The following is a 24,715-nucleotide window of genomic DNA, read 5'->3' as shown; positions in this document are numbered from 1 at the left end:
CGGGCGCGGGGTCTCGACTATTTCTAGGGCAATCATCCCCGGGGGGCCCATGGCCGAGCTGAAGAACATCGAGGTGCGCGGCGCGCGCGAACACAACCTCAAATCCATCGACGTGGATATTCCGCGCAACGAACTCGTTGTGATCACCGGGCTTTCCGGCTCGGGTAAGTCGTCGCTCGCCTTCGACACGATCTATGCCGAGGGCCAGCGCCGCTATGTCGAATCCCTGTCCGCCTATGCGCGCCAGTTCCTCGACATGATGGAAAAGCCCGACGTCGATCACATCTCGGGCCTCAGCCCAGCGATTTCCATCGAACAGAAGACGACGTCCAAGAACCCGCGCTCCACCGTCGGCACGGTGACCGAGATCTACGACTACCTGCGTCTGCTCTTTGCCCGCGTCGGCACGCCCTACAGCCCCGCCACCGGCCAGCCGATCGAGGCGCAGCAGGTCCAGGACATGGTCGACCGCGTCATGGGGATGGAAGAGGGCACGCGCGGCTATCTCCTCGCCCCGATCATCCGCGACCGGAAGGGCGAATACAAAAAGGAATTCCAGGAACTGCGAAAGCAGGGATTCCAGCGGGTCAAGGTCGACGGATCGTTCTATGAACTGGACGAACCGCCCACGCTGGACAAGAAGTTCCGCCATGACATCGACGTGGTCGTCGACCGGATCGTCGTGCGCGAAGGCATGGAAACGCGGCTGGCCGACAGTTTCCGCACCGCGCTGGACCTGGCCGACGGGATCGCGATCCTCGAAACCGCACCGCGCGCCGATGACGACGGGGTGGAGCCCGAGCCCGAACGCTTCACCTTCTCCGAGAAATTCGCCTGTCCCGTCAGTGGCTTCACCATCCCTGAGATCGAACCGCGGCTGTTTTCCTTCAACGCGCCTTTCGGGGCCTGCCCGGATTGCGGCGGCCTTGGGGTCGAGCTCTTCTTCGACGAACGGCTGATCGTGCCCGACGCCACCCTGCGCATCGCCGACGGCGCGCTGGCGCCCTGGCGCAAGGGCAAGTCGCCCTATTTCCTGCAGACGATCGAAGCCATCGCCAAGCATTACGAATTCGACCCGAAAACCCGCTGGAAGGACCTGCCGGCCCATGTCCAGCAGGTCTTCCTGCACGGCTCCGGCGACGAGGAAATCCAGTTCCGCTATGACGAGGGCGGGCGCGTCTACCAGGTCTCCCGCACCTTCGAAGGCGTCATTCCCAACATGGAACGCCGCTACCGCGAGACCGACAGCAACTGGATCCGCGAGGAATTCGAGCAATACCAGAACAACCGCCATTGCGGCACCTGCGACGGCTACCGCCTCAAGGAAGAGGCGCTGGCGGTGCGCATCGGTCCCTCCGGCGATGCGGACAACCTGCTCCATATCGGCAACGTGGTCGAGAAATCGATCCGCGAGGCCTATGATTGGTGCCAGACCGTCCCCGACAACCTGACCAACCAGAAGAACGAAATCGCCCGCGCGATCCTCAAGGAAATCCGTGAACGCCTTGGGTTCCTGAATAATGTCGGGCTGGAATACCTGACCCTGTCGCGCAATTCCGGCACGCTGTCGGGCGGCGAAAGCCAGCGGATCCGGCTGGCCTCGCAGATCGGGTCGGGGCTGACCGGCGTGCTTTACGTGCTGGACGAACCCTCCATCGGGCTGCACCAGCGCGACAATGGCCGGCTTCTGACCACGCTCAAGAACCTGCGCGACCAGGGCAACACCGTGATCGTCGTCGAACATGACGAGGAAGCGATCCGCGAGGCCGATTACGTCTTCGACATCGGCCCGGGCGCGGGCGTGCATGGCGGCAACGTCGTGTCCAAGGGCACCCCGGACGAGATCACCGCCGATCCCGCCAGCCTGACGGGGCAGTACCTTGCCGGCACGCGCGAGATTGCGGTTCCGGCCAAGCGTCGGAAAGGCAACAAGAAAAAGCTGACCGTGTCGAAGGCGACCGGCAACAACCTCAAGAACGTCACGGTGGATTTCCCGCTGGGCAAGTTTCTCTGCGTGACCGGGGTGTCGGGCGGCGGCAAGTCGACCCTGACGATCGAAACGCTGTTCAAGACAGCCTCGATGCGGCTGAACGGCGCGCGCCAGACGCCCGCGCCCTGCGAGACGATCAAGGGGCTGGAACATCTCGACAAGGTGATCGATATCGACCAGCGCCCCATCGGGCGCACCCCGCGGTCGAACCCCGCCACCTATACCGGCGCCTTCACCCCGATCCGCGACTGGTTCGCCGGACTTCCCGAAGCGAAAGCAAGGGGTTACAAGCCCGGTCGGTTCAGCTTCAACGTCAAGGGCGGCCGCTGCGAGGCCTGCCAGGGCGACGGTGTCATCAAGATCGAGATGCACTTCCTGCCGGATGTCTACGTCACCTGCGAGACCTGCCAGGGCGCGCGCTACAACCGCGAAACGCTCGAGATCAAGTTCAAGGGCAAGTCCATCGCCGATGTGCTCGACATGACGGTGGAGGATGCGCAGGAGTTTTTCTCTGCCGTGCCCTCGATCCGCGAAAAGATGGATGCGCTGGTGCGCGTGGGCCTCGGCTATATCAAGGTCGGCCAGCAGGCCACGACCCTTTCGGGCGGAGAGGCGCAGCGCGTCAAGCTGTCCAAGGAACTGGCCAAACGGTCGACCGGTCGCACGCTCTATATCCTCGACGAACCGACCACCGGTCTGCATTTCGAAGACGTGCGCAAGCTATTGGAAGTGCTGCATGAATTGGTCGATCAGGGCAATTCCGTCGTGGTGATCGAACACAATCTCGACGTCATCAAGACCGCCGACTGGCTGATCGATATCGGCCCAGAAGGCGGTGATGGCGGCGGTGAGGTCGTGGCCACCGGCACGCCCGAAGATGTGGCCGAGGTCGAGCGCAGCCATACCGGCCATTACCTGAAACCGATGCTCAAGGCCGGGCGCGTCGCGGCGGAGTGATCCGCCGCGTTTCAAGCGCTCATTCATTTGGCGACGGTCAGCCGGGGCCGGTTCTCAATACCCGGCGATATGCGGATTGACGTGGTTCAAAACCTCGCGCCCCCGCATGGTGGCGCGGTAAATCTGGCGGCCCATCTGGAAATAGGTCCACCCGTCGCGCGGCCTCGGTAGGCCATACCGCGTCGGATCGATCAGGATCAGCACATCGCCCGGCAGGACCTCTCCGGTCGTGTAGATGCGGTCAGGTGAGGAATGGGTCCGGGGCAGGGGCCACACAACCCGGCCCACGCGCCGCACGCCGTCAGCCGAACCAGCCGCGGGTCGCGTCGCGGTCACGAAACGGGCCCCGATATCCCTGCGGTCGCCGGCGTCCGCCGATGGGCCGGTGTAGACGCAACGCACACGCGCGCCACTCGCCGCACATTGTGCGGAAGCCTCCGTGACTGGGATCGTCAGGCAAAGGGCCGATACTAGGCCCAGAATGGCAGGTCTTGGCATGCGCGCTCCCCCAAGCAGCGACGCGTCAACTTTGACACGTCGCGGCAAGGGGGGAAAAGACGCGATTTGGAAACAATCAGTTCAGGACCGCCGTGACTGCACCGACAAGTGCCAACACTTCCTGGGTTTCCCGGTCCACGCGGTACACGTTTTCACCGACGCGGTAATAGGTGCCATAGGGGTCCAGCCCGTAGCCACCCGGATCGCGCACCAGGATGTAGCGGTCACCGAACCCGTCCGGGTCCAGCACGTCACCCACGCGCAGGCTGTAATCGTCGTAGCCGTTCAGCTTCTTCGCCTGCCCCGGCGGGACGCATGGCGGGTTCTTCTTGGCCAGTCCGGGCGGGCAATTGGCGACGTTGCCGGGCGCGCGGACCTGTTGCACGGCCTGGTTGCCATTGCCCTTGGCGTGACCGTTCCCCTTGCCGGGATTGGCCTGCGCCATGACCGGTGCGGCCAGGGACAGGGCGAGGGCGGAAATCATCAGTTTCTTCATCTCGAACCTCCAATTCTTGGGGGATCAAGTCGCCATCGCCCTGTTCGGTTCCCTCGCGGCAATCGCTATGGCAGGACTTTGCCCATGCCTTGGACAGGCCTTCTGGCCCGCCATGTTGCGAAACCGCCGCCGGACCAGCCTCAACCGGTCCGACCCGCGTCTTGTGTCCTCAGCCGCGCCCGCGTCCTTCGAACCGGGGCAGCATGGCCGAGAAATCGCGCCCTGCGCCATCCTCGTCTTCGACGAATTGGGCATAGAGCGCCGCAGCCGCGGCCCCCATGGGGGTATCCGCATCCGCCGCCTCTGCCGCCTGTTGCGACAGGCGCAGATCTTTCAGCATCAGGTCCGCGGCAAAGCCGGGCTGATAGCCATTGTCCGCCGGCGATTGCGGCCCCACGCCCGGCGCCGGGCAATAGGCGTTCATCGTCCAGCTGTAGCCCGACGAGGTGGAGACCACGTCGAACATCGCCTGCCGGTCGAGGCCCAGCTTGTCCGCCAGGGCAAAGGCCTCGCACGTCGCGATCATGGTCACGCCGAGGATCATGTTGTTGCAGATCTTCGCCGCCTGACCGTTTCCGGACGGCCCACAATGAACCGCCTTCTGGCCCATTATGTCGAAAAGGGGTTTCGCCTTCGTAAACGCCGCTTCGGAGCCGCCGACCATAAAGGTCAGTGTGCCGCCCTGCGCCCCGCCAACACCGCCGGAAACCGGTGCGTCCAGCGGCAGAAGTCCCGCCTTTTCAGCCTGTTCCGCCACGTCGCGCGCCGAGGCGACATCGACGGTCGAACAATCCAAGAACACCGTCTCCGCATCCATCGCCGGGACGATGTCGCCTGCAACCGCGCGCAGGATCTGGCCATTGGGCAGCATCGTGATCACCACGTCGCGGCCCGCAGCGGCCTCGGCCGCCGTGGCGGCCAGGCTCACGCCCTCGACCGACACGCTCGCGGTGTCAAAGCCCGTAACCTCGTGCCCGGCCTTGGCCAGGTTGGCGGCCATCGGGCCACCCATGTTGCCCAATCCGATGAATCCGATTTTCATGATCTTTCCTCCTCGAAAGTCAGCTCTTCCGCGCCAAGGGGCGCGAGCATCGCCGCCACGTCCCCGGCGGCGACCGTGTCGTGTTTCCACTGCGGGTTGCGGTCCCGGTCGATGATCTGCGCGCGGATGCCTTCCAGGAAATCGCCATGCTCCATCGCCCGGGCGGTGAAGCGGTATTCCAGCGCCAGCGCCTCGCGCAGGTCGGTCACACCCTCCAGCCGGGCCAGCATCTCCAGCGTGCAGGCCATGGCGAGGGGAGAGTTGCGCCCCACGGCCTTGGCCGCGGATGCCGCGAAATCGCCCTCGGCCGCGGCAAGCGCGGCGCGGATCGCCTCCAGGTCGCCGGTGAACAGATCGTTGACCTGGGTGAAGTTCTCCATCAAAGGCGTCGCGCTATTTGCATGAGCTTTGCCGTCCAGAGCGCTGATATCTCCGGTATTTTCAAGATCGGATATCAGCCCGCCCCAATGGTCGCGCCCAATATGCAGATCGGCAAAACCCGTCGCGATCGCATCCCCGGGGCCCATCCGCGCGGCGGTGAGGCCCAGATAGGCGCCCAGCCGGCCGGGCGCCCGCGCCAGCAACAGCGACCCGCCCACATCGGGCACAAGGCCGATGCCGCATTCGGGCATGGCAATCTGCGTCGCGTCCTCCACCACCCGGTGCGAGACGTGGCAACCGACGCCGACACCGCCGCCCATGACAAAGCCCTGCATGAAGCTGACGATGGGCTTGGGGAATTCCGAAAGCCGTGCGTTCAGCCGGTATTCGTCGCGCCAGAAGGTCTGGCCATAGGCGTAATCCCCGGCCGTGCCGCGCTCGTAGAGCTGTTGGATATCGCCGCCGGCGCAGAAGGCCTTGTCGCCTTCCGCGTCGATCACGACAAGCGCGACCGCAGGATCACCGGCCCAGTCCTTCAGTGCGGCGTCGATCGCCATCGCCATGTCATAGGTCAGTGAATTCAAAGCCTTGGGGCGGTTCAGGGTGATCCGCCCGGCCTTGCCGACGATGCGGATATCTATCTCTTCGCTCATGCTGCCACCATCTGACGCGCCACGATCAGGCGCATGATCTCGTTCGTGCCTTCGAGGATTTCGTGCACCCGCAGGTCGCGCAACAGCTTCTCGATCCCGTAATCGGCAAGGTAGCCATAACCGCCATGCAATTGCAGGCATTGATTGACGATCTTCGACCCGGCCTCGGTCACGAACTTCTTGGCCATGGCGCAGAACTTGGTCGCATCCGGCGCGCCCTGGTCCAGCTTCCACGCGGCCTGGCGCAGGAAGGTGCGGGCGGCCTGAAGCTCGATCTCCATGTCGGCGAGGCGGAATTGCAGTGCCTGGAACTGGTTGATCGGCTGACCGAAGGCCTGGCGTTCGGCCATGTAGGCCACCGTCATGTCCAGCGCGGCCTGCGCCGCCCCCAGCGAACAGGCCGAGATGTTCAGACGGCCGCCATCCAGCCCCATCATCGCATATGTGAAACCTTTACCTTCTTCACCAACCAGGTTGCCGCCAGAAACATCGCAATTGTCGAACTGCACTTGGCGCGTCGGCTGGCTCTTCCAGCCCATTTTCTGCTCCAGACCGCCGAAGGACAGCCCCTTCGTGCCGTCCTCGACATAGAGCGTGGACACACCGCGCGGCCCCGCGTCGCCGGTCCGCGCCATGACGACATAGGCGTCGGAATATCCCCCGCCCGAGATGAAGGCCTTGGTCCCGTTCAGCCGGTAACCTTCATTGGTGCGCTCGGCGCGGGTCTTCAGCGCGGCGGCGTCCGACCCCGATCCCGGCTCGGTCAGGCAATAGGACAGGACGGTGTCCATCGACACGATCCCCGGCATCACCCGGTCGCGAAGCGCGTCATCCGCGAAGGCGTCGATCATCTTGGCGCACATGTTGTGGATCGACAGGAAGGCCGCGACCGAGGGGCAGGCCATCGACAGCGCCTCGAAGACCAGCGTCGCGTCCAGCCGTCCCAGCCCCGCGCCGCCGCTCTCCTCCGAGACATAGAGCCCGCCGAACCCCAGGGCGCCCACTTCGGGCCAGAGCTCTTTGGGGATGGTGCCGGCCTCTTCCCAGGCGCGGGCATGGGGGGCGATCTGGTCCTGGCCGAAGGCATGGGCCATGTCGAAAATCGCCTGCTGTTCCTCGCTCAGTGCAAAATCCATTCCTGTCCTCCTCCAAGAACGTCACGAACCGCCGCGCTAAAGCCGCGCGGTATCCGGATAGCAATAGGGGTGTCTGCGTCTCAGACGCGGTTCATCGGCAGGTCGGCGAAACGCTGATGGCCCAGCCCCAGCATCACGAGCGCCTGTTCTTCGTCCTGTGCGATCCGCCCGATCACCGATCCAAGCCCGTCCCAGGATTTCAGGATGGTGCGGGCCAGCGACAGGCTCATCCGGGTCGGCGCGTAATAGACCAGGTGCACCGGGGTGGGTGCCTTCAGGATCGTGTCGGCGACATTTGCCTGCAATTTCATGAGGTCGAGGAAGGATCGTTCGTATTCGACGACGTCCTTCATGTCGATCAGATGCTTCAGATCGGGCCGGAACAGCGGATCGCGGGAAAACCGGGCGAAGGTCTCTGTCGTTTCCTGCACGTTCAGCACGCCCCAGTAACGAACGTAGACCAGTCCGATCTCGGGCAGAATTGTGTAGGTCAGCGGCATTGAATTGGCTCGGAACACTCTGGCTGGGTATGGTCAGGATAGACCATACCCACCAGAATGCATATTTGACCGATTGGTTCAACGCTACATCCAAGCCTGTATACAGGTTGCGACTTTTTGACTTAGTCCATTGCCTTGAAATGGAACTCGCCGCCTTCTTTCAGGCCCGAGGGCCAGCGCGCCGTCACCGTTTTCGTCCGGGTGTAGAACTTGAACGCGTCCGGGCCGTGCTGGTTCAGGTCACCAAAGGCCGATTTCTTCCAGCCGCCGAAGGTGTGATAGGCCAGCGGCACCGGGATCGGCACGTTCACACCCACCATCCCGATATTGATCCGGTTGGCAAAGTCGCGCGCGGTGTCGCCATCGCGGGTAAAGATCGCGGTGCCGTTACCGTATTCGTGGTCCATCGCGTGGCCAAGCGCCTCTTCGTAGGTCTTGGCGCGGACGGTGGACAGGACGGGGCCGAAGATCTCGGTCTTGTAGATGTCCATGTCGGTGGTCACGTGGTCGAACAGGTGCGCGCCGACAAAGAAACCGTCCTCGTAGCCCTGCAGGCTGAAATCACGGCCATCAACCACCAACTTCGCGCCCTGATCCACGCCCGTTTGCACCAGCCGCAGGATGTTTTCCTTGGCCGCCTTGGTGACAACGGGGCCGTAATCCACGTCGTCGCCGGCGGTGTAGGGTCCGACTTTCAGTTTCTCGACCCGCGGGATCAGCTTTTCGATCAGGCGGTCGGCGGTTTCATCGCCCACCGGCACCGCGACCGAAATTGCCATGCAGCGTTCACCCGCAGCCCCATAGCCCGCACCGACCAGCGCGTCGGCGGCCTGGTCCATGTCGGCATCCGGCATGATGATCATGTGGTTCTTGGCCCCGCCGAAGCATTGCACGCGCTTGCCGGCCGCACAGCCACGGGAATAGATGTATTCCGCGATCGGGGTCGAGCCCACGAAGCCCACCGACTGGATCACCTCGTTGTCGAGGATCGCATCAACCGATTCCTTGTCGCCGTTCACGACCTGCAGGATGCCCTTGGGCAGCCCGGCCTCTTCCATCAGCTCCGCCAGCATCAGCGGGACCGAGGGGTCACGCTCCGACGGTTTCAGGATGAAGGCGTTGCCGCAGGCGATGGCGGGGGCGAACATCCACATCGGGATCATGGCGGGGAAGTTGAAGGGCGTGATGCCCGCGGTGACGCCAAGCGCCTGGCGCATCGAGTAGATGTCGATGCCGGGGCCCGCGCTGTCGGTGTATTCGCCCTTCAGCATCTGCGGCGCGCCGATGCAGTATTCGACCACTTCCAGCCCGCGCTGCACGTCGCCCTTGGCATCGGGGAAGGTCTTGCCATGCTCGCGGCTCAGCGCTTCGGCCAGCTTGTCCATGTCGCGGTTCAGCAGGCCGACAAAGGCCATCAGAACGCGGGCGCGGCGCTGCGGGTTCACGGCGGCCCAGGCGGGCTGTGCGGCGGCGGCCACTTCGACGGCCTTGTCCAGCTCCTCTTTCGAGGCCAGCGGCACCTTGGCCTGAACCTCGCCGGTGGCCGGGTTCATGACATCGGCAAAGCGGCCGGACGTGCCTTTGACATGTTCGCCGCCGATATAATGGGTCATTTCTTGCATGGGATCCTCCATCGATTGCGCGAAGGATAGAGTTGCGGTTTTGCGGCGAAAAGGGGAAATAGGGCAAAGAGGTTTTGCGTTTTTGCAAAGGTAGGCCGCCATGCACTGGGATGATCTGCGCATTTTTCTGGGTGTCGCCCGCGATGAAAGCCTGTCCGCGGCGGGGCGCCGTCTGCGCATCGACCCGGCCACCGTCAGCCGCCGCATCGCGCGGCTGGAGGAACAGATCGGCGCCGCGCTCTTTGCCAAGTCGCCCCAGGGCTACGCGCTGACCGATGCGGGCCAGCGGCTGATGGATCACGCCCTGCGCGCCGAACAGGCCGTTCTGGCCGCGGGCGAAGAGATCGCGGGGCAGGCGGGCCGCCTGTCGGGCCAGATCCGCATCGGCGCGCCGGATGGGGCGGCGAATTTCCTGCTGCCCCAGGTCTGCGCCCGCATCGCCGCCGACAACCCGGAACTCGAAGTGCAGATCGTCGCCCTGCCGCGGCTCTTCAACCTGTCCCGGCGCGAGGCCGACATGGCCGTCACCGTCAGCCCGCCTTCGGCCGGGCGCCTTCTGGTGCAGAAGATCGCCGATTATCACCTGCATCTCGCGGGCGCGCGCAGCTACCTGGACCGGCACCCGCCGATCACGACGCTTGACGCGCTGCACGGGCACCGGATGGTCGGCTACATCCCCGACATGATCTTCGACAAGGAACTCGACTACCTGGGCGAACTGGGCCTGACCCGCGTCTCGCTCGCCTCCAATTCGGTGCTGGTGCAGCTGAACTGGCTGCGGCAGGGGGCCGGGCTGGGCATCGTGCATGACTTCGCGCTGCCCTCCGCCCCGGAATTGCAGCGGCTGCTGGTCGACCGGGTCCATATTTCCCGCGCCTTCTACCTGGTGCGCCACGCCGATGATGCGCGGCTGGAGCGGATGAACCGTTTTGCGGCACAACTGACCGAAGGCCTTCGGCAGGAGGTTGCTCGACTTGAAGGCGAGCTTGACAAAATGTCGCAGGCGTCAGACGCTTAACTGTACGAGTGGCCCCCGCGGGGCCGCCAAAATCAGCGGAGTCAGAGGAGGACCCCCCGATGATCGTACAGCAAATCCTTCAATCCAAAGGTATTGACGGGGTCGTGACGGCCAAGCCCGGCACGACAATCGCCGAGGTCGTGCGATTGCTGGCCGATAAACGGATCGGGGGCGTCGTGATCTCGGCCAAGGGCGACACGGCCGACGGCATCCTGTCGGAACGTGACATCGTCCGCGCGCTGACCCGCCGTGGCGGTTCGATCCTCGAAGAGGCCGCCAGCGCCCTGATGACCGCCGACCCGATCTGCTGCACCCGCCGCGACACCGCCGACGAGGTGCTGCGCCGGATGACCGATGGCCGCTTCCGTCACATGCCGGTGGTCGAGGATGGCAAGCTGATCGGCATCGTCACCATCGGCGATGTGGTCAAGGCGCGCCTGAACGAATTGTCGATGGAGCGCGACGCGCTGGAAGGGATGATCGCGGGGCATTGATCACGGCGATCTACGCCTCGCGGTGACGCGCCGGCGCCGATTTCGCACCGACGCAATGCCGACCGGATACCGACGTGATACCGACGTCCCGTTCGGTCGGTTAACCCTGGGGCAGGCCGGGCGGTAAAACTAATATCCCGCACCCCCTTGCATTCCGTGGCGCAATAATGTTGCGTGCGCCGAAATCGCGATGACGAGAGGACGCCATGCGCATTGGTCTTTACCCCGGTACCTTCGATCCCATCACCCTCGGCCATGTGGATATCATCCGCCGTGCCTCCGCTCTTGTAGACAGGCTGGTGATCGGCGTCGCGATCAACCGTGACAAGGGGCCTCTCTTCTCGCTGGAAGAACGCGTCGCGATGATCGAGGCGGAATGCGACAAGCTCTCCGAAATGACGGGGACCGAGATTGTCGCCCACCCGTTCGAGAACCTCCTGATCCATTGCGCCCGCGATGTCGGCGCGTCGATCATCGTTCGCGGCCTGCGCGCCGTGGCTGATTTCGAGTATGAATATCAAATGGTTGGCATGAACCGTTCGCTCGACAGCAAGGTCGAGACGGTGTTCCTGATGGCCGATGCCAAGCACCAGGCCATCGCCTCGAAACTGGTCAAGGAGATCTGCCGGCTTGACGGGGATGTGCAGAAATTCGTGACCCCGGCGGTCAACGATAAACTTCGGGCGAAGCTCGGGAAATGAACCGGCGGTCCTTCAGGGCCGCCGCACTGTCCCGGATGAAGGCCACGCAATCCTCGGGATGCGTGAGCGGCAGCATATGTCCGCCCTCCACCATCTTCAGCGCCATCTGCGGGTAACGCGTCACCAGCGTCGTGCCGTGGTGATCGGGGTTCAGCAGGCGGTCCTCGCTGCCGAACAGGATCCGCACGGGCACGGCCAAGCGTTTGTAATCACGGGAAAGTCCGGGCAGGTCCTCGAACAGGGCCATATAGTCGCGGCTGGCATTGAAGAAGGCGTTCGGCCGCAGCGACAGGATCGCGCCGCCCTTGATCAGGAATTCCGGTGGCATGATATCGGGGCCGAAAACGCGGTCCTCGATGTTGCCGGGATGGCGGATGCGGTGCGGGACCGCCGTGGTCCAGGCCTGGATCCAGCGCGAGGCATTGGTGCCGATCTGGTAATCGCTGAAGGCGTCGACTTCGTCATCCGGGTCGATGGGCAGCGACACAGGCGACAAAAGCGCCAACCCGCAGATCAGGTCGGGCCGTTCGACGGCCAGCGCCAGCGCGATGGAGCCGCCGATGCCGTGGCCCACGATCAGGGGATTGTCGATCTCCAGCTTCTCGATCAGCTCGATCATCTGGCGGCCCTGGGTGCGGATATTGGCCCCTGCATGGGTGGGCCGGTCCGAATAGCCGGACCCCGGCCGATCCACGGCTATAACCCTGAAATTCTTGGCCAATTCGTCGATCACGCCAAGATCGAAATGGCCCAGGTTGCCGTCGAGCGTGTGGATCAGGACGATCGCCGGTCCGGACCCGCAATCCAGGTAATGCAGCCGTCCGGTCGAGATGCGGGTAAAGGCGCCACGCGGCGGGGCAAGCCGTTCAGCGCGGCGTTTGAAATTCCAGACAAACGCAATCAGCCCGAGGATAACCAAGCCCACCAGAACCAGCAGGCCAATCAGAACAACAGTCGTAGGATTGGGCATTTTTCAGCTCGATTGCACCGTCCATTAGCGCCAGAAGGCGATCCATTCCAGCAATTCGGCGAATTTCCGGGCCAGGAACAGGCCGTAGGTCCAGTCGAAGAGCTGCCAATCGACAAAGACCAGGGCGAGAATGATGGCGCCCAGAACCAGAGCGATCGGATTCGTCATGCGCTTCCCCGTGCGATGTCGTGGGGTCACGCTATGCCTGAGGGCCGCAACGAAATCAAGCTTTTGGCATATGAGACCAAAGATGCATTCGAGTAGTTGCGGCGTTCTTCAGGCAGAGCATGCCGTCACCCCAGCTTGCCCATCAGGGCCGCCACGTCGGCCATCCGGTTGGAAAAGCCCCATTCATTGTCGTACCAGGTCAGGATCCGCACCATACGGCCGTCCATCACACGTGTCTGGTCCAGTGCGAAGGTCGAAGAGGCCGGGGCATGGTTCAGGTCAATCGACACCAGCGGCTTGTCCGTCACGTCCAGCACGCCTTTCAGGGGCCCGTTGGCAGCGGCGATCATCGCCTCGTTGATCTCGTCCACGGTGGTATCACGCCCGGCGTCGAAGGTCAGGTCCACGCAGGAGACATTGGGCGTCGGCACGCGGATCGCCACGCCGTCCAGCTTGCCCGCAAGCTCCGGCAGGACAAGGCCGACGGCCTTGGCGGCCCCGGTGGTCGTGGGGATCATCGACATGGCCGCGGCGCGGGCGCGGTAGAGGTCCTTGTGACCGGTATCCAGCGTCGGCTGGTCGCCCGTGTAGGAATGCACGGTCGTCATGAAACCGCGATCTATCCCCACGGTATCGTTGAGAACCTTGGCCACCGGTGCCAGGCAATTGGTCGTGCAGGAGGCGTTGGAAATCACCGTCTGATCCGCCGCGAGAGAGCCATGGTTGACGCCCATCACGACGGTATTGTCGACCTCCTTGCCGGGGGCGGAGATCAGGACGCGCCCCGCGCCTGCATCCAGATGCGCGGCGGCCTTGTCGCGGGCGGTGAAAAGCCCGGTGCATTCCAGCACGACGTCCACATCCTTCCACGGCAGATCGGCGGGATTGCGTTCCGCGCTGACCGTGATCCTGCCCGCGCCGAGGTCGATCCAATCGGGGCCTTCCGTCACCTCGCCGGGAAAGCGGCCATGGACCGAGTCGAAGCGCAGCAGGTGGGCGTTGGTTTCGGTGTCGTAGAGGTCGTTGATCGCCACGACCTCCACATCCTTGCGGCCGGATTCCGCTATGGCGCGCAGCACGTTGCGGCCGATCCGTCCGAACCCGTTGATGGCGAGAGTGGTGGTCATGCTGGTCCCCGTTCGCTGCGCAAGATTCCGTTAACGCTAACAAGCCTATACAATAAGGCCCGGGAGGTAAATAACCCCTCACCGCAAACCGGGTCCTGCGGCGATGCAGGGCCAGGGTGACACGCTATTGTGAGGCGGCGTTGCTTGATGGTTGGGCAGGGGGCTGCATGTCTGTGCGTCATGACAAAGATCCACGCCCTTGCCCCCGACCGCCGCGCCTTTCTGGCCATGACCACCGCAACCCTCGCATTGGCGCGGCCCGGCCTTGCCCAGACCGCGACGTCGTGGGAGGCCGTGGCAGAGGCCGCCCGAAGCCATGACCAGCTTCACGCAATCCTGGTGGCGCAGGGCGGCGAAACAGTCGTGGCAGAGGCGCCGCGCGGTCCGGGCCTGAGTGCCGCCGCCAATGTCAAATCGGTGTCCAAGACGCTGGTCGCCCTGCTCTTGGGCGCGGCGATCGACCGCGAGGTGGTGCCGGGCGTCGACGCGACAATCGGGGAACTGGCCCCGGGCCTGATCCCGGCCAATGCGGCGCCCGAAGTGGCCGATATCACGCTCGAAGACCTGGTCACCCTGCGCGCCGGGCTGGAGCGGACGTCGGGCCCGGAATACGGGGCCTGGGTCGCCAGCGGCAACTGGGTGGCCGACGCGCTTGGCCGGCCGATGGTGGCGGAGCCGGGTGGCCGGATGCTCTATTCCACCGGGTCAACCCATATCCTGGGTGCTGTCCTGTCCGAGGTCACGGGCGACAGCCTGCTTTCCCTTGCACGGCAATGGCTTGGCAATCCGCTGGACGTGTCGATCCCGCCCTGGACGCGGGATCCGCAGGGCCGTTTCATGGGCGGAAACGAGATGGCGCTGTCACCGCGCGCGATGCTGCGGATTGGGGAAATGGTGCGCCAGGGCGGCACACTGGATGGCACGCGGGTCATCAGCCAGGATTGGCTGGACAGGTCGTTCGAACCGCGCGGCCGGTCGCCGTTTTCAGGCATGTCCTATGGCTATGGCTGGTTCCTGGGCGGGCAGGGCGAAGGGCGCTTTGCCCTGGCGCGCGGTTATGGCGGCCAGGTGATCTGCGTGATGCCCGAGTTGGAAACCGTGGTTGCCATCACGTCGGACCCGATGCGCCCGGCCCGGTCCGGGGGCTATTTCGGCGACTTGATGGACCTGATCCGGGGCCCCGTCCTGTCGGCGGCCCGCAGCGCCTGAGGCCCGGTCCAGACAAGCGCACAACGAAAAACGCCCCGCGGCCAGGCCAGCGGGGCGTTTTTCTTGTTTCGGGGCAGGTCGATCAGACCAGGCGGCCCATGGCGGCGGCCACGTCGGCCATGCGCGCCGAGAAGCCCCATTCGTTGTCGTACCAGGCCAGGACGCGCACCAGGCGCTTGCCAGTCACTTTGGTCTGGTCGGGCGCGAAGATCGAGCTCTGCTCGGTATGGGTGAAGTCGATGGAAACCTTGGGTTCCGGGTCATAGCCCATCACGGCGCCCATATGGCCTGCGACGGCCTCGCGGACCACTTCGTTCACGTCGGCCTCGGTCACGTCCTTCTGGGCGATGAAGGTCAGGTCCACGGCCGAGACGTTCGGCGTGGGCACGCGGATGGCAGAGCCGTCCAGCTTGCCCTTCAGGTTCGGCAGCACCTCGCCCAGGGCCTTCGCGGCGCCGGTGGAGGTCGGGATCATCGACATCGCCGCAGCGCGTGCGCGGTAGAGGTCGTTATGGCGGCGGTCCAGCGTCGGCTGGTCGCCGGTGTAGGAATGGATCGTGGTCATGATGCCCGACTCGATCCCGATCGCCTCGTCCAGCACCTTGGCCAGCGGGGCCAGGCAGTTGGTCGTGCAGGACCCGTTGGAGATCATCGTGTCGCCAACTTCCAGGTCGCGGTGGTTCACGCCGAAGACGATGGTCTTCTGCACGTTCTTGGCGGGGGCGGAGATCAGGACCTTCTTCGCGCCACGCTCAAGGTGCACATTGGCCTTGTTGCCGTCGTTGAACTTGCCGGTGCATTCCAGCACGACATCGACGCCGGACCAGTCAAGCTCATCGGGGTTGTAGGTCGAAAAGACCTCCATCGGGCCGCGGCCCAGGTCCATCGTGTTGCCCGCGACCTTCACTTCGCCGGGGAAGCGGCCATGCACGCTGTCGTAGCGCAGCAGGTGGGCGTTGGTTTCGATCGGGCCGGTGGCGTTGATCTTCACGACCTGCACATCATTGCGCGCCTTCTCGGCGATATGAGCGAGGGTGCTGCGGCCAATGCGGCCAAATCCGTTGATGCCAAGCGTGACGGTCATGGGACAACTCCTGAATGGGATTTGGTCCGGTCTATACAGCGACTCCCCCATCAGGGTAAGAAAAAAAGCGCTTTCTGGACAATGTGTTAGCGATAACTTGGCCGGTTTCCCATGTGGTGGCGCTAACCGTTTCCGGGGGTGGCGCTAACAATGGGAGGGCTGGTGCTGCGCTGCAGCGTGAATGCCGTGGCGAGGGGAATCACCCCGGGACAGGCAGGCGCATCGCCGGTCAGCTTCGAGGACCGCGCATACCCCCTGCAAAGAAAAACCGCGCCAGCCCGGGGGCGGCGCGGTTCTGAATTTCGAACGCAGGGCCGATCAGAGCAGGGCCTTGACCTTGCCGGCCACGGCCTTTGCGGTGATGCCGAAATGTTCGTAGAGGACCTCTGCGGGGGCGGAAGCGCCGAAGCTCGACATGCCGACGAAATCGGCCTTCTTCTCGCGGCCACGTTCGCCCAGCAGCCAGCGATCCCACCCCATGCGCATCCCGGCCTCGACCGCGACGCGGACGGGGCCCGCGGGCAGCACGCGCTTGCGATAGGCTTCGTCCTGTTCGGCGAACAGTTCCATGCAGGGCATGGAGACGACGCGGGTGCCGATGCCTTCGGCCTCGAGCAGGGCCTTGGCCTCCATCGCGATGGCAACCTCGGAGCCGGTGGCGATCAGGATGGCCTGGCGCTTGCCCTCAGCATCCGCCAGCACGTAGGCGCCCTGGGCGGTCAGGTTCTTGGCCTTGTGATCCTTGCGAACGGCCGGCAGACCCTGGCGGGTCAGCGACAGCACCGAAGGCGTGCCGGTCTGCGTCAGGGCCAGTTCCCAGGCCTCTGCGGTTTCGACCACGTCGGCGGGACGGAAGACCAGGGTGTTCGGCGTGGCGCGCGAAATGGCCAGGTGTTCCACCGGCTGGTGGGTCGGGCCGTCTTCGCCCAGACCGATGCTGTCATGGGTCATCACGTAGACGACCGGCTGCTGCATCAGGGCCGACAGGCGCATCGCGGGGCGCGCGTAATCGGTGAAGCACATGAAGGTGCCGGAATAGGGGCGGATACCGCCATGCAGCGCCATGCCGTTCATCGCGGCGGCCATGCCGTGTTCGCGGATGCCGTAATGGATGAAGCGACCGTCGCGGTTGGTCTCGTCGAAGACTTCCATGTCGCCGGTCTTGGTGTTGTTCGACCCGGTCAGGTCGGCAGAACCGCCGACGGTGTCCAGCAGGACCGGATTGACCACTTCAAGCACCATTTCAGACGCCTTGCGCGTGGCCGCCTTGGGCTGGCTTTCGGCGCATTGCTTCTTGAAGGCCCGGATTACCGCGCCCAGTTTCTTCGGCGCTTCACCGTTCATGGTGCGGTGGAATTCAGCGCGCTTGCGGTCCGAGATCTCTTCCAGCCGCGCTTCCCAAGCGAAGCGGTCCTCGGTGCCACGGCGGCCGATTTCCTCCCAGGCGGACTTCACGTCGGCGGGGATTTCGAACGGGCCGGCATCCCAGCCATAGGCGATCTTGGCGGCCTGCAGCTGATCGGCATCGGTCAGCGCGCCATGGCCCTTGGAGGTGTCCTGCGCGGCGTGGCCCAGGGCGATATGGGTTTTGCAGGCGATCATCTTGGGACGCTTGCCGGTCTTGGCCCAGGTCAGCGCCTCGTCGATTTCCTCGGGGTTGTGGCCATCGATTTCGCGCACGTCCCAGCCGGAGGCCTCGAAGCGCTTGATCTGGTCGGTGCGGTCCGCCAGGTCGACGGTGCCGTCGATGGTGATGTTGTTGTTGTCCCACAGCACGACCAGCTTGGACAGCTGCTGGCGGCCGGCCAGGGCGATCGCCTCCTGGCTGACGCCTTCCATCAGGCAGCCATCGCCGGCGATGACATAGGTGTGATGGTCGACGATCTTCTTGCCGAAGCGGGCGCGCAGGATTTCCTCGGCGATGGCAAAGCCCACGGCGTTGGAGATACCCTGGCCCAGCGGACCGGTCGTCGTCTCGATCCCGTTGGCCAGGAAGTTCTCCGGGTGGCCGGCGGTCTTGGCGCCGAGCTGGCGGAAGTTCTTCAGCTCGTCCAGCGGGAAATCCTCGTAGCCGGTCAGGTGCAGCAGCGAGTAAAGCAGCATGGAGCCGTGGCCCGCCGACAGGATGAACCGGTCGCGGTCATGCCAGAGTGGGGCAGAGGCGTCGAATTTCAGGTGTTTCTCGAACAGGACGGTCGCCACGTCGGCCATGCCCATCGGCATGCCGGAATGGCCGGAATTGGCGGCAGCCACGGCGTCGAGCGTCAGGGCGCGGATGGCGGTGGCCTTGGACCAATGGTCCGGATTGGCGGAACGGAGGGCTTCGAGATCCACGGGAATCGGCTCCTTTGGGTCCATTTGTGGCGGTGTTAGCGCTCAATACCAGCCAGTCCACGAGTTGCAAGCGGCCTGTCGTCGCGCTATCGCGTGTGTCGGAGCGGCCAGCCGAAATTATCCCATCGTTCCAGAGGCATTTGGGCTTTCCTTCATGTTTCGGTAGACTTGGCCCAAATACGACCGGGCTGGTGATTCGCCAGCCCGTCCAACATGGTCCGCAGGCGGACCGAACAAGAATGGCACAAGGGGCGTCCCCGGCAATGAGTGATATCGAAGAGTTTCAGCGACGTCTGACCGCGGCGATGGATCGGATCGGCGACGGCATCGAAGCTCTGCCCGTCGCTGCTCCTTCGGCCTCCGGCATCGATCCGGAGGAAGTGGAAAGCCTGAAAACCGCGCTGGCGGAAGAGCAGGGTGCCCATGCCGAAGCCAAGGCCGCGCTGGAGGCGGAGCAATCCGCGCTGGCCGATCAGCGCACCGCCCTCGCGGATGCCGAAGCAAAGCTGAGCGAGGCGCAGTCGGAGATTGCCCGCCTGAGCGAGGCCGTCGAACAGGCCGCCGCGGCCCCCGCGCCGGCCCCCGAACCCGTCGCCCCGGTCGCGACCCCAGTGGCCGAGCCCGACACCGAAGCCCAGGATCGCATCGAAGCGCTGGAAGCGCAGGTTGCGGAACAGAAAACCGCCCTGGCCGAGATGAACCGGGAAATGAACCGCCTGCGCAAGAACAACGCGCAGCTGCGCGAGGTGAACCAGTCGCTGCGCAGCGCCAATGAAAGCCAGTTGGGCGATGCGAACCTGATCAACAAGGCGATGATGACCGAGCTGGAAGGCCTGCGCGCCGCACAATCCGCCAGCGAGGCAGAGGCCCGCGCGATCATCGACGCGCTGGCGCCGATGGTCAGCCCTGCCGCGGAACTCATGGCCAGCAAGGAGGACGTGTGATGCCCGAGCTGGAAATCCTGATCGGTGGCCGGTCCTTCGATGTGGCCTGCCAGGAAGGGGAGGAACATTACCTCCAGGCTGCCGCCGACATGCTGAACACCGAGGCCTCCGCCCTGATCGCCCAGACCGGGCGCATCCCCGAGGCGCGGATGCTGCTGATGGCCGGGCTGATGCTGGCTGACCGCACCGCGGGTGTCGAAGATCGCCTTAAGGTCCAAGAGGACGAGATCGAGGCGCTGAAGGCGGAAAACGAGCGGCTGAAGACCTCGCTCGAAGCCGCCCAGAATCGTCCCGCACCACCGCCCGAACGGGTCGAGGTGCCTGTCGTGCCGTCTTCGGTCACCGACACGTTGGCCGAACTGGCCGCGCGGGCGGAAAGCCTGGCGGCACAGGTCGAGGAAAAGGCGTCGACCAACGCGGAGTGACCGCTTCGATTACTTTGAACGATAAAGAAAAACCGGCGGAACGTCTGAGCGTTCCGCCGGTTTTTCTTTTGGTATCAGCCGGTTCGGTCAGAACCGTTCAGGCGTTCAGGCGTTCAGGCGGTCAGGCGTTGGCGGCCCGGATCTTTTCCGCCGCGTCCTTGTCGTAGGAGACGCCGTTCTGGTCGAACAGGGTGTCGAGTTCGCCGGACAGGGTCATCTCGGTGATGATATCGCAGCCGCCGACGAATTCGCCCTTCACGTAGAGCTGCGGAATGGTCGGCCAGTCGGAATATTCCTTGATCCCCTGGCGGATCGCGTCATCGGCCAGCACGTTCACGTCGGAATAATCCACGCCCATGTAGTTCAGAACCCCCGCCACGCGGGAGGAGAAGCCGCATTGCGGCATGGACTTGGTGCCCTTCATGTACAGGACAACGTCATTGGCTTTGACGGTTTCGTCGATCTGGGTCTTTGCGTCGGTCATGTGAGGTCTCGCAATGGGCGCCGCTCAATCGGGCGCGCGGGTGGTGAGGGCCAGGGCGTGCAGTTCTCCGTTCGCACCGTCCATCTTGCCCTTGAGGGCCGCGTAGACGGCGCGCTGCTGCTGCACCCGGTTCTTGCCGCGGAAGCTTTCGTCGATGACGGTGGCGGCGAAATGCTGACCGTCATCCCCCTGGACGTCGATCCGGGCCTGGGGGAAGCTTTCGCGGATGAGGGCTTCGATTTCATGTGCCTGGATGGGCATTCGGGAACTCCGGGCTTGATCTGTGTGTAAGATGTAGACCCTGACAGGCAGCGCCGCAAGGGGAGGGCCGGCCGGTCAGGTGGCTGCGATATCACGGTCACGGGGGGGGCACAGGCCGCCCGTGCCGTCTCCTGCGTCAGGCGAAGGTGTCGGCAAAGGCGCCGCGATAGAGCGCCGACAGGTCCGACAGCGGCGCGCTGGCACCCCCGATGCTGACTTGGTCGCCGGTGAAACGGCCCACCGTCGTGACCGTCACGCCCGCTTGTCCGGCGGCCACCATCAGCGCCTCTGCGGCGTCGAAGTTGCAGGCCACGAGGTAACGGCCCTGGTCCTCACCATAAAGCTGCGCCTGGTCGGTTTCGTCGATCACGACACCGACGCCAGAGGCTTCGGCCATTTCGAAGGCCGCAAGGGCCAACCCGCCATCGGACAGGTCGGTGCAGGCGCGGATCCAGTCCCGGTTGGCGAGGATGAAATCGCCGTTGCGCTTTTCCGCGTCCAGATCGACAGCGGGAGCATCGCCCTCGGCGCGGCCGAAGATTTCGGCCAGCAGGGCTGATTGACCCAGATGCCCGTCGGTCGTGCCGATCAGCATGGCGAGGTGGCCTTCGCGGGCGATGCCGGTGATCGCCTCGTCAGCCTTTTCGATCAGGCCGACGGCGCCGATGGTCGGGGTCGGCAGGATCGCCTGGCCATCGGTTTCATTGTAGAGCGACACGTTGCCCGACACGATCGGCATGTCGAGCGCGATGCAGGCTGCGCCGATCCCCTGGATGGCACCGACAAACTGGCCCATGATCTCGGGCTTTTCGGGATTACCAAAGTTCATGTTGTCGGTGGTGGCAAGGGGGCGTGCACCGGCGGCGATCAGGTTGCGATAGGCCTCGGCCACCGCCTGCTTGCCGCCCTCGACCGGGTTTGCCTTGACGTAGCGCGGGGTCACGTCCGAGGTGAAGGCTAGCGCCTTTTCGGTGCCATGCACGCGGATGACGCCCGCCCCGAAGCCCGGAATGCGCATCGTGTCGGCCATGACCTGGCTGTCATATTGTTCATAGACCCACTGGCGCGAGCAGTAATTGGGCGACCCGATCAGCGCCTTCAGCGCGTCGATCGGGTCGACGGCGGGCAGGTCTTCCAGCGGGTCCGCCGCCGGGGTCGCCTGGTGCGGGCGGTCGTATTCGGGGGCCATCGAGGACAGCTTGGACAGGGGCAGGTCGGCCCAGGTTTTGCCCTGATGCACGATCAGGAAGCGATCCTCGGGCAGGGTTTCCCCGACAATAGCGAAATCGAGGTCCCATTTGTCGAAGACGGCCTTGGCCTCGGCCTCCTTCTCGGGGCGCAGGACCATGAGCATGCGTTCCTGGCTTTCCGACAGCATCATCTCGTAGGCGGTCATGTTCTCTTCGCGGCAGGGCACGGCGTCGAGGTCGAGCCGGATGCCGAGCTGGCCCTTGTCGCCCATCTCCACGGCGGAACAGGTCAGGCCCGCGGCGCCCATGTCCTGGATCGAGATGACGGCGCCGGTCTGCATCAGTTCCAGCGTCGCCTCCATCAGGCGCTTTTCGGTGAAGGGGTCGCCGACCTGAACGGTCGGGCGTTTCTCTTCGATGGTCTCGTCGAATTCGGCGCTGGCCATGGTGGCCCCGCCAACACCGTCGCGGCCCGTCTTGGCGCCGAGATAAACCACCGGCATGCCGACGCCAGATGCGGCGGAGTAGAAGATCTTGTCGGCATCGGCGAGGCCGGCCGCGAAGGCGTTGACCAGGCAATTGCCGTTATAGGCGGGATCGAACCGAACCTCGCCGCCGACGGTCGGCACGCCGAAGCAATTGCCGTAGCCGCCCACGCCCTCGACCACGCCATGGACCAACTGACGGGTCTTGTGGTGGTCCTTTTCCCCGAAGGAGAGAGAGTTCATCGCCGCGATCGGACGCGCGCCCATGGTAAAGACGTCACGCAGGATGCCGCCCACGCCGGTCGCAGCACCTTGGTAGGGTTCGATGTAGGAGGGGTGGTTATGGCTTTCCATCTTGAAGACCACGGCCTGTCCGTCGCCGATATCGACCACGCCGGCATTCTCGCCGGGGCCGCAGATGACCTGGGGGCCTTCGGTGGGCAGGGTGCGCAGCCATTTCTTGGACGATTTGTAGGAACAATGTTCGTTCCACATGGCCGAGAAGATACCGAGCTCCGTGAAGGTCGGCTCCCGGTTCAGGATGCGAAGGATTTCGGCATATTCGTCGGGCTTGATCCCGTGGCTCGAGATCAGCTCTTCGGTGATGGCCGGTTCCTGCATGGTATCCCCCTTGGCAACTTGGCCCCGTTTACGACAAGGGGGCGATAGGGGGAAGGGGGGAAGGAAGGCCAGAGGCGCGATTGAACGTTGGCGTGTTGAAACCGCGTGCTAACGTCCGTCCGACGCCGATTTGGCGTCGCGATCTTTGGGGAGATTCGTGTGAAAACTTTACTGACTGTAGTGACCGCCCTTTTCCTGGGCGGAGCAGCCGCGCAGGCGCAGAGCTTTGATCCGACTATATATCATCGGCTGAGCAGCGAATTCCGAAGCCTGAACATGCCGCTGGACGTCATCAATGGCGGTCCGCGCAACAACTTTACCCAAGTGGCAGGGGCGGCCGACGTGTCGGGCCAGTTGTGGCATGTGATCCCGGCAGAGGACGGGCATTACCGTCTGACCACGATGTTTCGCGGTGACGCGATGTGCCTCGACGTGGTGAATGGCGGGCCGCGCAACAACCAGACCCAACTGACGCCCTGCGGCAATTTCTCGGGTCAGCTGTGGCGGATCACCAATGCCGGGGCGGACCGATACCGGCTGACGACAATGTTCCGGGGCGGTAATTTCTGCCTCGACGTGGTCAATGGCGGGCCGGACAACAACGCGACGCACCTGGTGCCCTGCGGTGATTTTTCGGGTCAGTTCTGGCGTCTGATGCCCACCGGAACGCGCGTGGAATGAGTCGCTTTTCGCAGGCGTCGATTCGGGTGAATGTAAAGAGGGCAAAAAAAATGGCCGGACAAAAGTCCGGCCAAGTCCAACAGGGAGGTATGAAGGTGATGAAACACTAGGCAGCATCACCGTCACGGGTGCACATAAGCCCCGGTTTAGAGTCGTTCAAGAACCAAAATGACGCAGGCGGGGCAAGGCTGACATGCGTGTTGTGCATGCCTCACTTCGTGCGGTCGACCTCGTCGGGGCGCTGCTCCCGCAGGTGGCGGCGATGCGTGATGATCTCTTCCTGCACGAAATCGCGGAACGCGCCGATACGCTTGGAATGGCGAAGCTCTTCCGGGAAGGCGAGGAAGACGGGAACTTCCTGCGACTCGATCTCGGGCAGGACGCGTTCGAGGGTCGGGAAATCCTCGACCAGGTAATCCGGCAGAACGCCGATCCCCAGCCCGTTGATGACGCCCTGAAGCGCCCCGAAATAATTGTTCACCGTCAGCAGGGACGGAACCTCGTAGCTGAGCAGTTCCTGCACCAGCCGCGCGCCGGCCGACACCTGGGCCGCGCTCGGGTTCTGGCAGATCAGGCGGTGCTTGCTGATATCCTCGATCCGGGTCAGGCGGCCTTCGCGGTCCAGGTAGTCCGGCGATGCATAAAGACGCATGCGCACCGACATCAGCCGCTTGCGGATCAGGTCGGCCTGCGAGGGTTCCTTCATGCGGATGGCGACATCGGCCTCCCGCATGGGCAGGTCAAGGACGCGTTCCTCGAGCATCAGGTCGATCTTGAGGTCGGGATACTTCTCGTAAAGCTTGGGCAGGCGCGGGGCCAGCCACAACGTGCCGAAGCCGATCGTCGTGGTGACGCGCAATTCGCCGAACACTTCTTCTTCGCTGTCGCGGATGCGGGCGGTGGCGGTGTCGAGCCGCTTGGCCATGGCGCGGGTGGCGTCGAACAGCAACTCGCCCTGTTCGGTCAGAATCAGGCCGCGGGCATGGCGGTGGAACAGGGTGGCGTTCAGCGATTCCTCGAGCCCGCGAATCTGGCGGGACACGGCAGATTGCGACAGGTGGAGCGCATCACCGGCATGGGTCAGGCTGCCGGCATCCGCCACCGCGTGAAATATTCTTAGCTTGTCCCAGTCCATACTCGTAACGATCCGTTCGCCTAGCCAGAGTTCTTGAAATCTCCTGTGCCATAGCCCCTAGCATTGCATAGGTTAAGGGCTTTTGGCGGAAAATCCGAATTTGGTCATA

At 64.1% G+C, this 24,715-nt stretch carries 24 protein-coding genes; 8 read left to right on the top strand and 16 right to left on the bottom strand.

Translation table 11 applies throughout. The features are described from left to right. The first annotated feature begins 49 nt into the window (after nucleotides 1–49). The gene (uvrA, locus tag ATO9_RS11365) at nucleotides 50–2,947 is read left to right on the top strand and encodes an excinuclease ABC subunit UvrA (RefSeq protein WP_043748879.1); all 2,898 of its coding nucleotides are present in this window, start codon (nucleotides 50–52) and stop codon (nucleotides 2,945–2,947) included. Nucleotides 2,948–3,001: 54 nt separating this feature from the next. Here the strand turns inward: uvrA and ATO9_RS11360 are convergent, their stop codons facing one another. The 7 genes from ATO9_RS11360 to ATO9_RS11330 all read right to left on the bottom strand — a co-directional run bounded on the left by ATO9_RS11360 (nucleotide 3,002) and on the right by ATO9_RS11330 (nucleotide 9,275). Continuing rightward, a complete protein-coding gene (locus ATO9_RS11360) occupies nucleotides 3,002–3,283 on the bottom strand; it encodes a hypothetical protein (protein ID WP_156127849.1) in 282 nt (93 codons plus the stop codon). A 238-nt stretch (nucleotides 3,284–3,521) separates the two neighbouring features. Then, nucleotides 3,522–3,941, bottom strand: a complete 420-nt coding sequence (locus ATO9_RS11355; RefSeq protein ID WP_156127848.1) for a hypothetical protein — start codon at nucleotides 3,939–3,941, stop codon at nucleotides 3,522–3,524. 169 nt (nucleotides 3,942–4,110) lie between these two features. Further along, a complete protein-coding gene (gene mmsB / locus ATO9_RS11350; RefSeq protein WP_043748876.1) occupies nucleotides 4,111–4,983 on the bottom strand; it encodes a 3-hydroxyisobutyrate dehydrogenase in 873 nt (290 codons plus the stop codon). Continuing rightward, nucleotides 4,980–6,017, bottom strand: coding sequence for an enoyl-CoA hydratase/isomerase family protein (locus ATO9_RS11345; RefSeq protein ID WP_043748874.1), 1,038 nt, complete (start codon nucleotides 6,015–6,017; stop codon nucleotides 4,980–4,982). Before ATO9_RS11345 ends, mmsB begins: the two co-directional genes overlap by 4 nt. Next, entirely contained in the window at nucleotides 6,014–7,153 is a 1,140-nt protein-coding gene (locus tag ATO9_RS11340) for an acyl-CoA dehydrogenase family protein (RefSeq protein WP_043748873.1), read from the bottom strand. Before ATO9_RS11340 ends, ATO9_RS11345 begins: the two co-directional genes overlap by 4 nt. 80 nt (nucleotides 7,154–7,233) lie before the next feature. Then, the gene (locus ATO9_RS11335) at nucleotides 7,234–7,653 is read right to left on the bottom strand and encodes a hypothetical protein (RefSeq protein ID WP_043748872.1); all 420 of its coding nucleotides are present in this window, start codon (nucleotides 7,651–7,653) and stop codon (nucleotides 7,234–7,236) included. Between the two features lie 122 nt (nucleotides 7,654–7,775). Beyond that, nucleotides 7,776–9,275: a CoA-acylating methylmalonate-semialdehyde dehydrogenase gene (locus ATO9_RS11330; protein ID WP_043748870.1), complete on the bottom strand. Its 1,500-nt coding sequence runs from the start codon at nucleotides 9,273–9,275 to the stop codon at nucleotides 7,776–7,778. Between the two features lie 100 nt (nucleotides 9,276–9,375). On the opposite strand from ATO9_RS11330, the gene ATO9_RS11325 reads away from it, so the two are divergent. The 3 genes from ATO9_RS11325 to coaD all read left to right on the top strand — a co-directional run bounded on the left by ATO9_RS11325 (nucleotide 9,376) and on the right by coaD (nucleotide 11,488). Continuing rightward, complete coding sequence (locus ATO9_RS11325; RefSeq protein WP_043748867.1) at nucleotides 9,376–10,293, top strand: LysR family transcriptional regulator; 918 nt, start codon at nucleotides 9,376–9,378, stop codon at nucleotides 10,291–10,293. A 59-nt stretch (nucleotides 10,294–10,352) separates the two neighbouring features. Next, the gene (locus tag ATO9_RS11320) at nucleotides 10,353–10,787 is read left to right on the top strand and encodes a CBS domain-containing protein (RefSeq protein WP_043748864.1); all 435 of its coding nucleotides are present in this window, start codon (nucleotides 10,353–10,355) and stop codon (nucleotides 10,785–10,787) included. 206 nt (nucleotides 10,788–10,993) lie between these two features. Then, complete coding sequence (coaD, locus tag ATO9_RS11315; protein WP_043748862.1) at nucleotides 10,994–11,488, top strand: pantetheine-phosphate adenylyltransferase; 495 nt, start codon at nucleotides 10,994–10,996, stop codon at nucleotides 11,486–11,488. On the opposite strand, the gene ATO9_RS11310 is transcribed toward coaD, so the two are convergent. The 3 genes from ATO9_RS11310 to gap (ATO9_RS11300) all read right to left on the bottom strand — a co-directional run bounded on the left by ATO9_RS11310 (nucleotide 11,454) and on the right by gap (ATO9_RS11300) (nucleotide 13,753). Beyond that, nucleotides 11,454–12,458 (bottom strand): alpha/beta fold hydrolase, encoded by a 1,005-nt coding sequence (locus tag ATO9_RS11310; RefSeq protein ID WP_043748859.1) that lies wholly within the window; start codon nucleotides 12,456–12,458, stop codon nucleotides 11,454–11,456. The two genes, coaD and ATO9_RS11310, sit on opposite strands and share 35 nt — an antisense overlap. A gap of 24 nt (nucleotides 12,459–12,482) precedes the next feature. Continuing rightward, nucleotides 12,483–12,626 carry a hypothetical protein gene (locus ATO9_RS24575; protein ID WP_043748857.1) on the bottom strand — a complete coding sequence of 48 codons (144 nt, stop codon included), beginning with the start codon at nucleotides 12,624–12,626 and terminating at the stop codon, nucleotides 12,483–12,485. 125 nt (nucleotides 12,627–12,751) lie between these two features. Beyond that, complete coding sequence (gap, locus tag ATO9_RS11300) at nucleotides 12,752–13,753, bottom strand: type I glyceraldehyde-3-phosphate dehydrogenase (protein WP_043748854.1); 1,002 nt, start codon at nucleotides 13,751–13,753, stop codon at nucleotides 12,752–12,754. 180 nt (nucleotides 13,754–13,933) lie between these two features. Between gap (ATO9_RS11300) and ATO9_RS11295 the strand changes: the two genes are divergently transcribed. After that, a complete protein-coding gene (locus ATO9_RS11295) occupies nucleotides 13,934–14,962 on the top strand; it encodes a serine hydrolase domain-containing protein (RefSeq protein WP_202902132.1) in 1,029 nt (342 codons plus the stop codon). A gap of 82 nt (nucleotides 14,963–15,044) precedes the next feature. Here ATO9_RS11295 and gap (ATO9_RS11290) read toward each other — a convergent pair whose 3' ends face one another. Next, nucleotides 15,045–16,046, bottom strand: coding sequence for a type I glyceraldehyde-3-phosphate dehydrogenase (gene gap, locus ATO9_RS11290; RefSeq protein WP_043748852.1), 1,002 nt, complete (start codon nucleotides 16,044–16,046; stop codon nucleotides 15,045–15,047). A 318-nt stretch (nucleotides 16,047–16,364) separates the two neighbouring features. Further along, complete coding sequence (tkt, locus tag ATO9_RS11285; RefSeq protein WP_043748849.1) at nucleotides 16,365–18,380, bottom strand: transketolase; 2,016 nt, start codon at nucleotides 18,378–18,380, stop codon at nucleotides 16,365–16,367. 263 nt (nucleotides 18,381–18,643) lie between these two features. Between tkt and ATO9_RS23470 the strand changes: the two genes are divergently transcribed. After that, nucleotides 18,644–19,324: a hypothetical protein gene (locus tag ATO9_RS23470; RefSeq protein WP_052418260.1), complete on the top strand. Its 681-nt coding sequence runs from the start codon at nucleotides 18,644–18,646 to the stop codon at nucleotides 19,322–19,324. Continuing rightward, on the top strand, nucleotides 19,324–19,749 hold the full coding sequence (locus ATO9_RS11275) for a cell division protein ZapA (RefSeq protein ID WP_043748845.1): 426 nt from the start codon (nucleotides 19,324–19,326) through the stop codon (nucleotides 19,747–19,749). Before ATO9_RS23470 ends, ATO9_RS11275 begins: the two co-directional genes overlap by 1 nt. 121 nt (nucleotides 19,750–19,870) lie before the next feature. Here the strand turns inward: ATO9_RS11275 and grxD are convergent, their stop codons facing one another. The 3 genes from grxD to purL all read right to left on the bottom strand — a co-directional run bounded on the left by grxD (nucleotide 19,871) and on the right by purL (nucleotide 22,790). After that, the gene (gene grxD / locus ATO9_RS11270; protein ID WP_043748843.1) at nucleotides 19,871–20,233 is read right to left on the bottom strand and encodes a Grx4 family monothiol glutaredoxin; all 363 of its coding nucleotides are present in this window, start codon (nucleotides 20,231–20,233) and stop codon (nucleotides 19,871–19,873) included. Nucleotides 20,234–20,257: 24 nt separating this feature from the next. Beyond that, nucleotides 20,258–20,494 (bottom strand): BolA/IbaG family iron-sulfur metabolism protein, encoded by a 237-nt coding sequence (locus tag ATO9_RS11265; RefSeq protein WP_043748841.1) that lies wholly within the window; start codon nucleotides 20,492–20,494, stop codon nucleotides 20,258–20,260. Between the two features lie 136 nt (nucleotides 20,495–20,630). Continuing rightward, a complete protein-coding gene (gene purL, locus ATO9_RS11260) occupies nucleotides 20,631–22,790 on the bottom strand; it encodes a phosphoribosylformylglycinamidine synthase subunit PurL (protein ID WP_043748838.1) in 2,160 nt (719 codons plus the stop codon). A 159-nt stretch (nucleotides 22,791–22,949) separates the two neighbouring features. Between purL and ATO9_RS11255 the strand changes: the two genes are divergently transcribed. Next, nucleotides 22,950–23,471 (top strand): RICIN domain-containing protein, encoded by a 522-nt coding sequence (locus tag ATO9_RS11255; protein ID WP_156127847.1) that lies wholly within the window; start codon nucleotides 22,950–22,952, stop codon nucleotides 23,469–23,471. A 211-nt stretch (nucleotides 23,472–23,682) separates the two neighbouring features. Here ATO9_RS11255 and ATO9_RS11250 read toward each other — a convergent pair whose 3' ends face one another. After that, on the bottom strand, nucleotides 23,683–24,606 hold the full coding sequence (locus ATO9_RS11250; RefSeq protein WP_043748834.1) for a LysR family transcriptional regulator: 924 nt from the start codon (nucleotides 24,604–24,606) through the stop codon (nucleotides 23,683–23,685). Nucleotides 24,607–24,715: the final 109 nt, after the last annotated feature.

The sequence above is a fragment of the Pseudooceanicola atlanticus genome (assembly GCF_000768315.1).
Taxonomy (GTDB): Bacteria; Pseudomonadota; Alphaproteobacteria; order Rhodobacterales; family Rhodobacteraceae; genus Pseudooceanicola; species Pseudooceanicola atlanticus.
This window is presented reverse-complemented; position numbering and strand designations above follow the sequence as displayed.

Coding starts and splice junctions, on each gene's coding strand:
- coaD (WP_043748862.1), top strand. CDS start 10,994: ATGCGCATTGGTCTTTACCCCGGTACCTTCGATCCCATCACCCTCGGC.
- ATO9_RS11325 (WP_043748867.1), top strand. CDS start 9,376: ATGCACTGGGATGATCTGCGCATTTTTCTGGGTGTCGCCCGCGATGAA.
- ATO9_RS11340 (WP_043748873.1), bottom strand. CDS start 7,153: ATGGATTTTGCACTGAGCGAGGAACAGCAGGCGATTTTCGACATGGCC.
- ATO9_RS11265 (WP_043748841.1), bottom strand. CDS start 20,494: ATGCCCATCCAGGCACATGAAATCGAAGCCCTCATCCGCGAAAGCTTC.
- grxD (WP_043748843.1), bottom strand. CDS start 20,233: ATGACCGACGCAAAGACCCAGATCGACGAAACCGTCAAAGCCAATGAC.
- purL (WP_043748838.1), bottom strand. CDS start 22,790: ATGCAGGAACCGGCCATCACCGAAGAGCTGATCTCGAGCCACGGGATC.
- ATO9_RS11345 (WP_043748874.1), bottom strand. CDS start 6,017: ATGAGCGAAGAGATAGATATCCGCATCGTCGGCAAGGCCGGGCGGATC.
- ATO9_RS11250 (WP_043748834.1), bottom strand. CDS start 24,606: ATGGACTGGGACAAGCTAAGAATATTTCACGCGGTGGCGGATGCCGGC.
- ATO9_RS11295 (WP_202902132.1), top strand. CDS start 13,934: ATGACAAAGATCCACGCCCTTGCCCCCGACCGCCGCGCCTTTCTGGCC.
- mmsB (WP_043748876.1), bottom strand. CDS start 4,983: ATGAAAATCGGATTCATCGGATTGGGCAACATGGGTGGCCCGATGGCC.
- ATO9_RS24575 (WP_043748857.1), bottom strand. CDS start 12,626: ATGACGAATCCGATCGCTCTGGTTCTGGGCGCCATCATTCTCGCCCTG.
- ATO9_RS11310 (WP_043748859.1), bottom strand. CDS start 12,458: ATGCCCAATCCTACGACTGTTGTTCTGATTGGCCTGCTGGTTCTGGTG.
- gap (WP_043748854.1), bottom strand. CDS start 13,753: ATGACCACCACTCTCGCCATCAACGGGTTCGGACGGATCGGCCGCAAC.
- gap (WP_043748852.1), bottom strand. CDS start 16,046: ATGACCGTCACGCTTGGCATCAACGGATTTGGCCGCATTGGCCGCAGC.
- ATO9_RS11355 (WP_156127848.1), bottom strand. CDS start 3,941: ATGAAGAAACTGATGATTTCCGCCCTCGCCCTGTCCCTGGCCGCACCG.
- ATO9_RS11320 (WP_043748864.1), top strand. CDS start 10,353: ATGATCGTACAGCAAATCCTTCAATCCAAAGGTATTGACGGGGTCGTG.
- ATO9_RS11335 (WP_043748872.1), bottom strand. CDS start 7,653: ATGCCGCTGACCTACACAATTCTGCCCGAGATCGGACTGGTCTACGTT.
- ATO9_RS23470 (WP_052418260.1), top strand. CDS start 18,644: ATGAGTGATATCGAAGAGTTTCAGCGACGTCTGACCGCGGCGATGGAT.
- ATO9_RS11275 (WP_043748845.1), top strand. CDS start 19,324: ATGCCCGAGCTGGAAATCCTGATCGGTGGCCGGTCCTTCGATGTGGCC.
- uvrA (WP_043748879.1), top strand. CDS start 50: ATGGCCGAGCTGAAGAACATCGAGGTGCGCGGCGCGCGCGAACACAAC.
- ATO9_RS11330 (WP_043748870.1), bottom strand. CDS start 9,275: ATGCAAGAAATGACCCATTATATCGGCGGCGAACATGTCAAAGGCACG.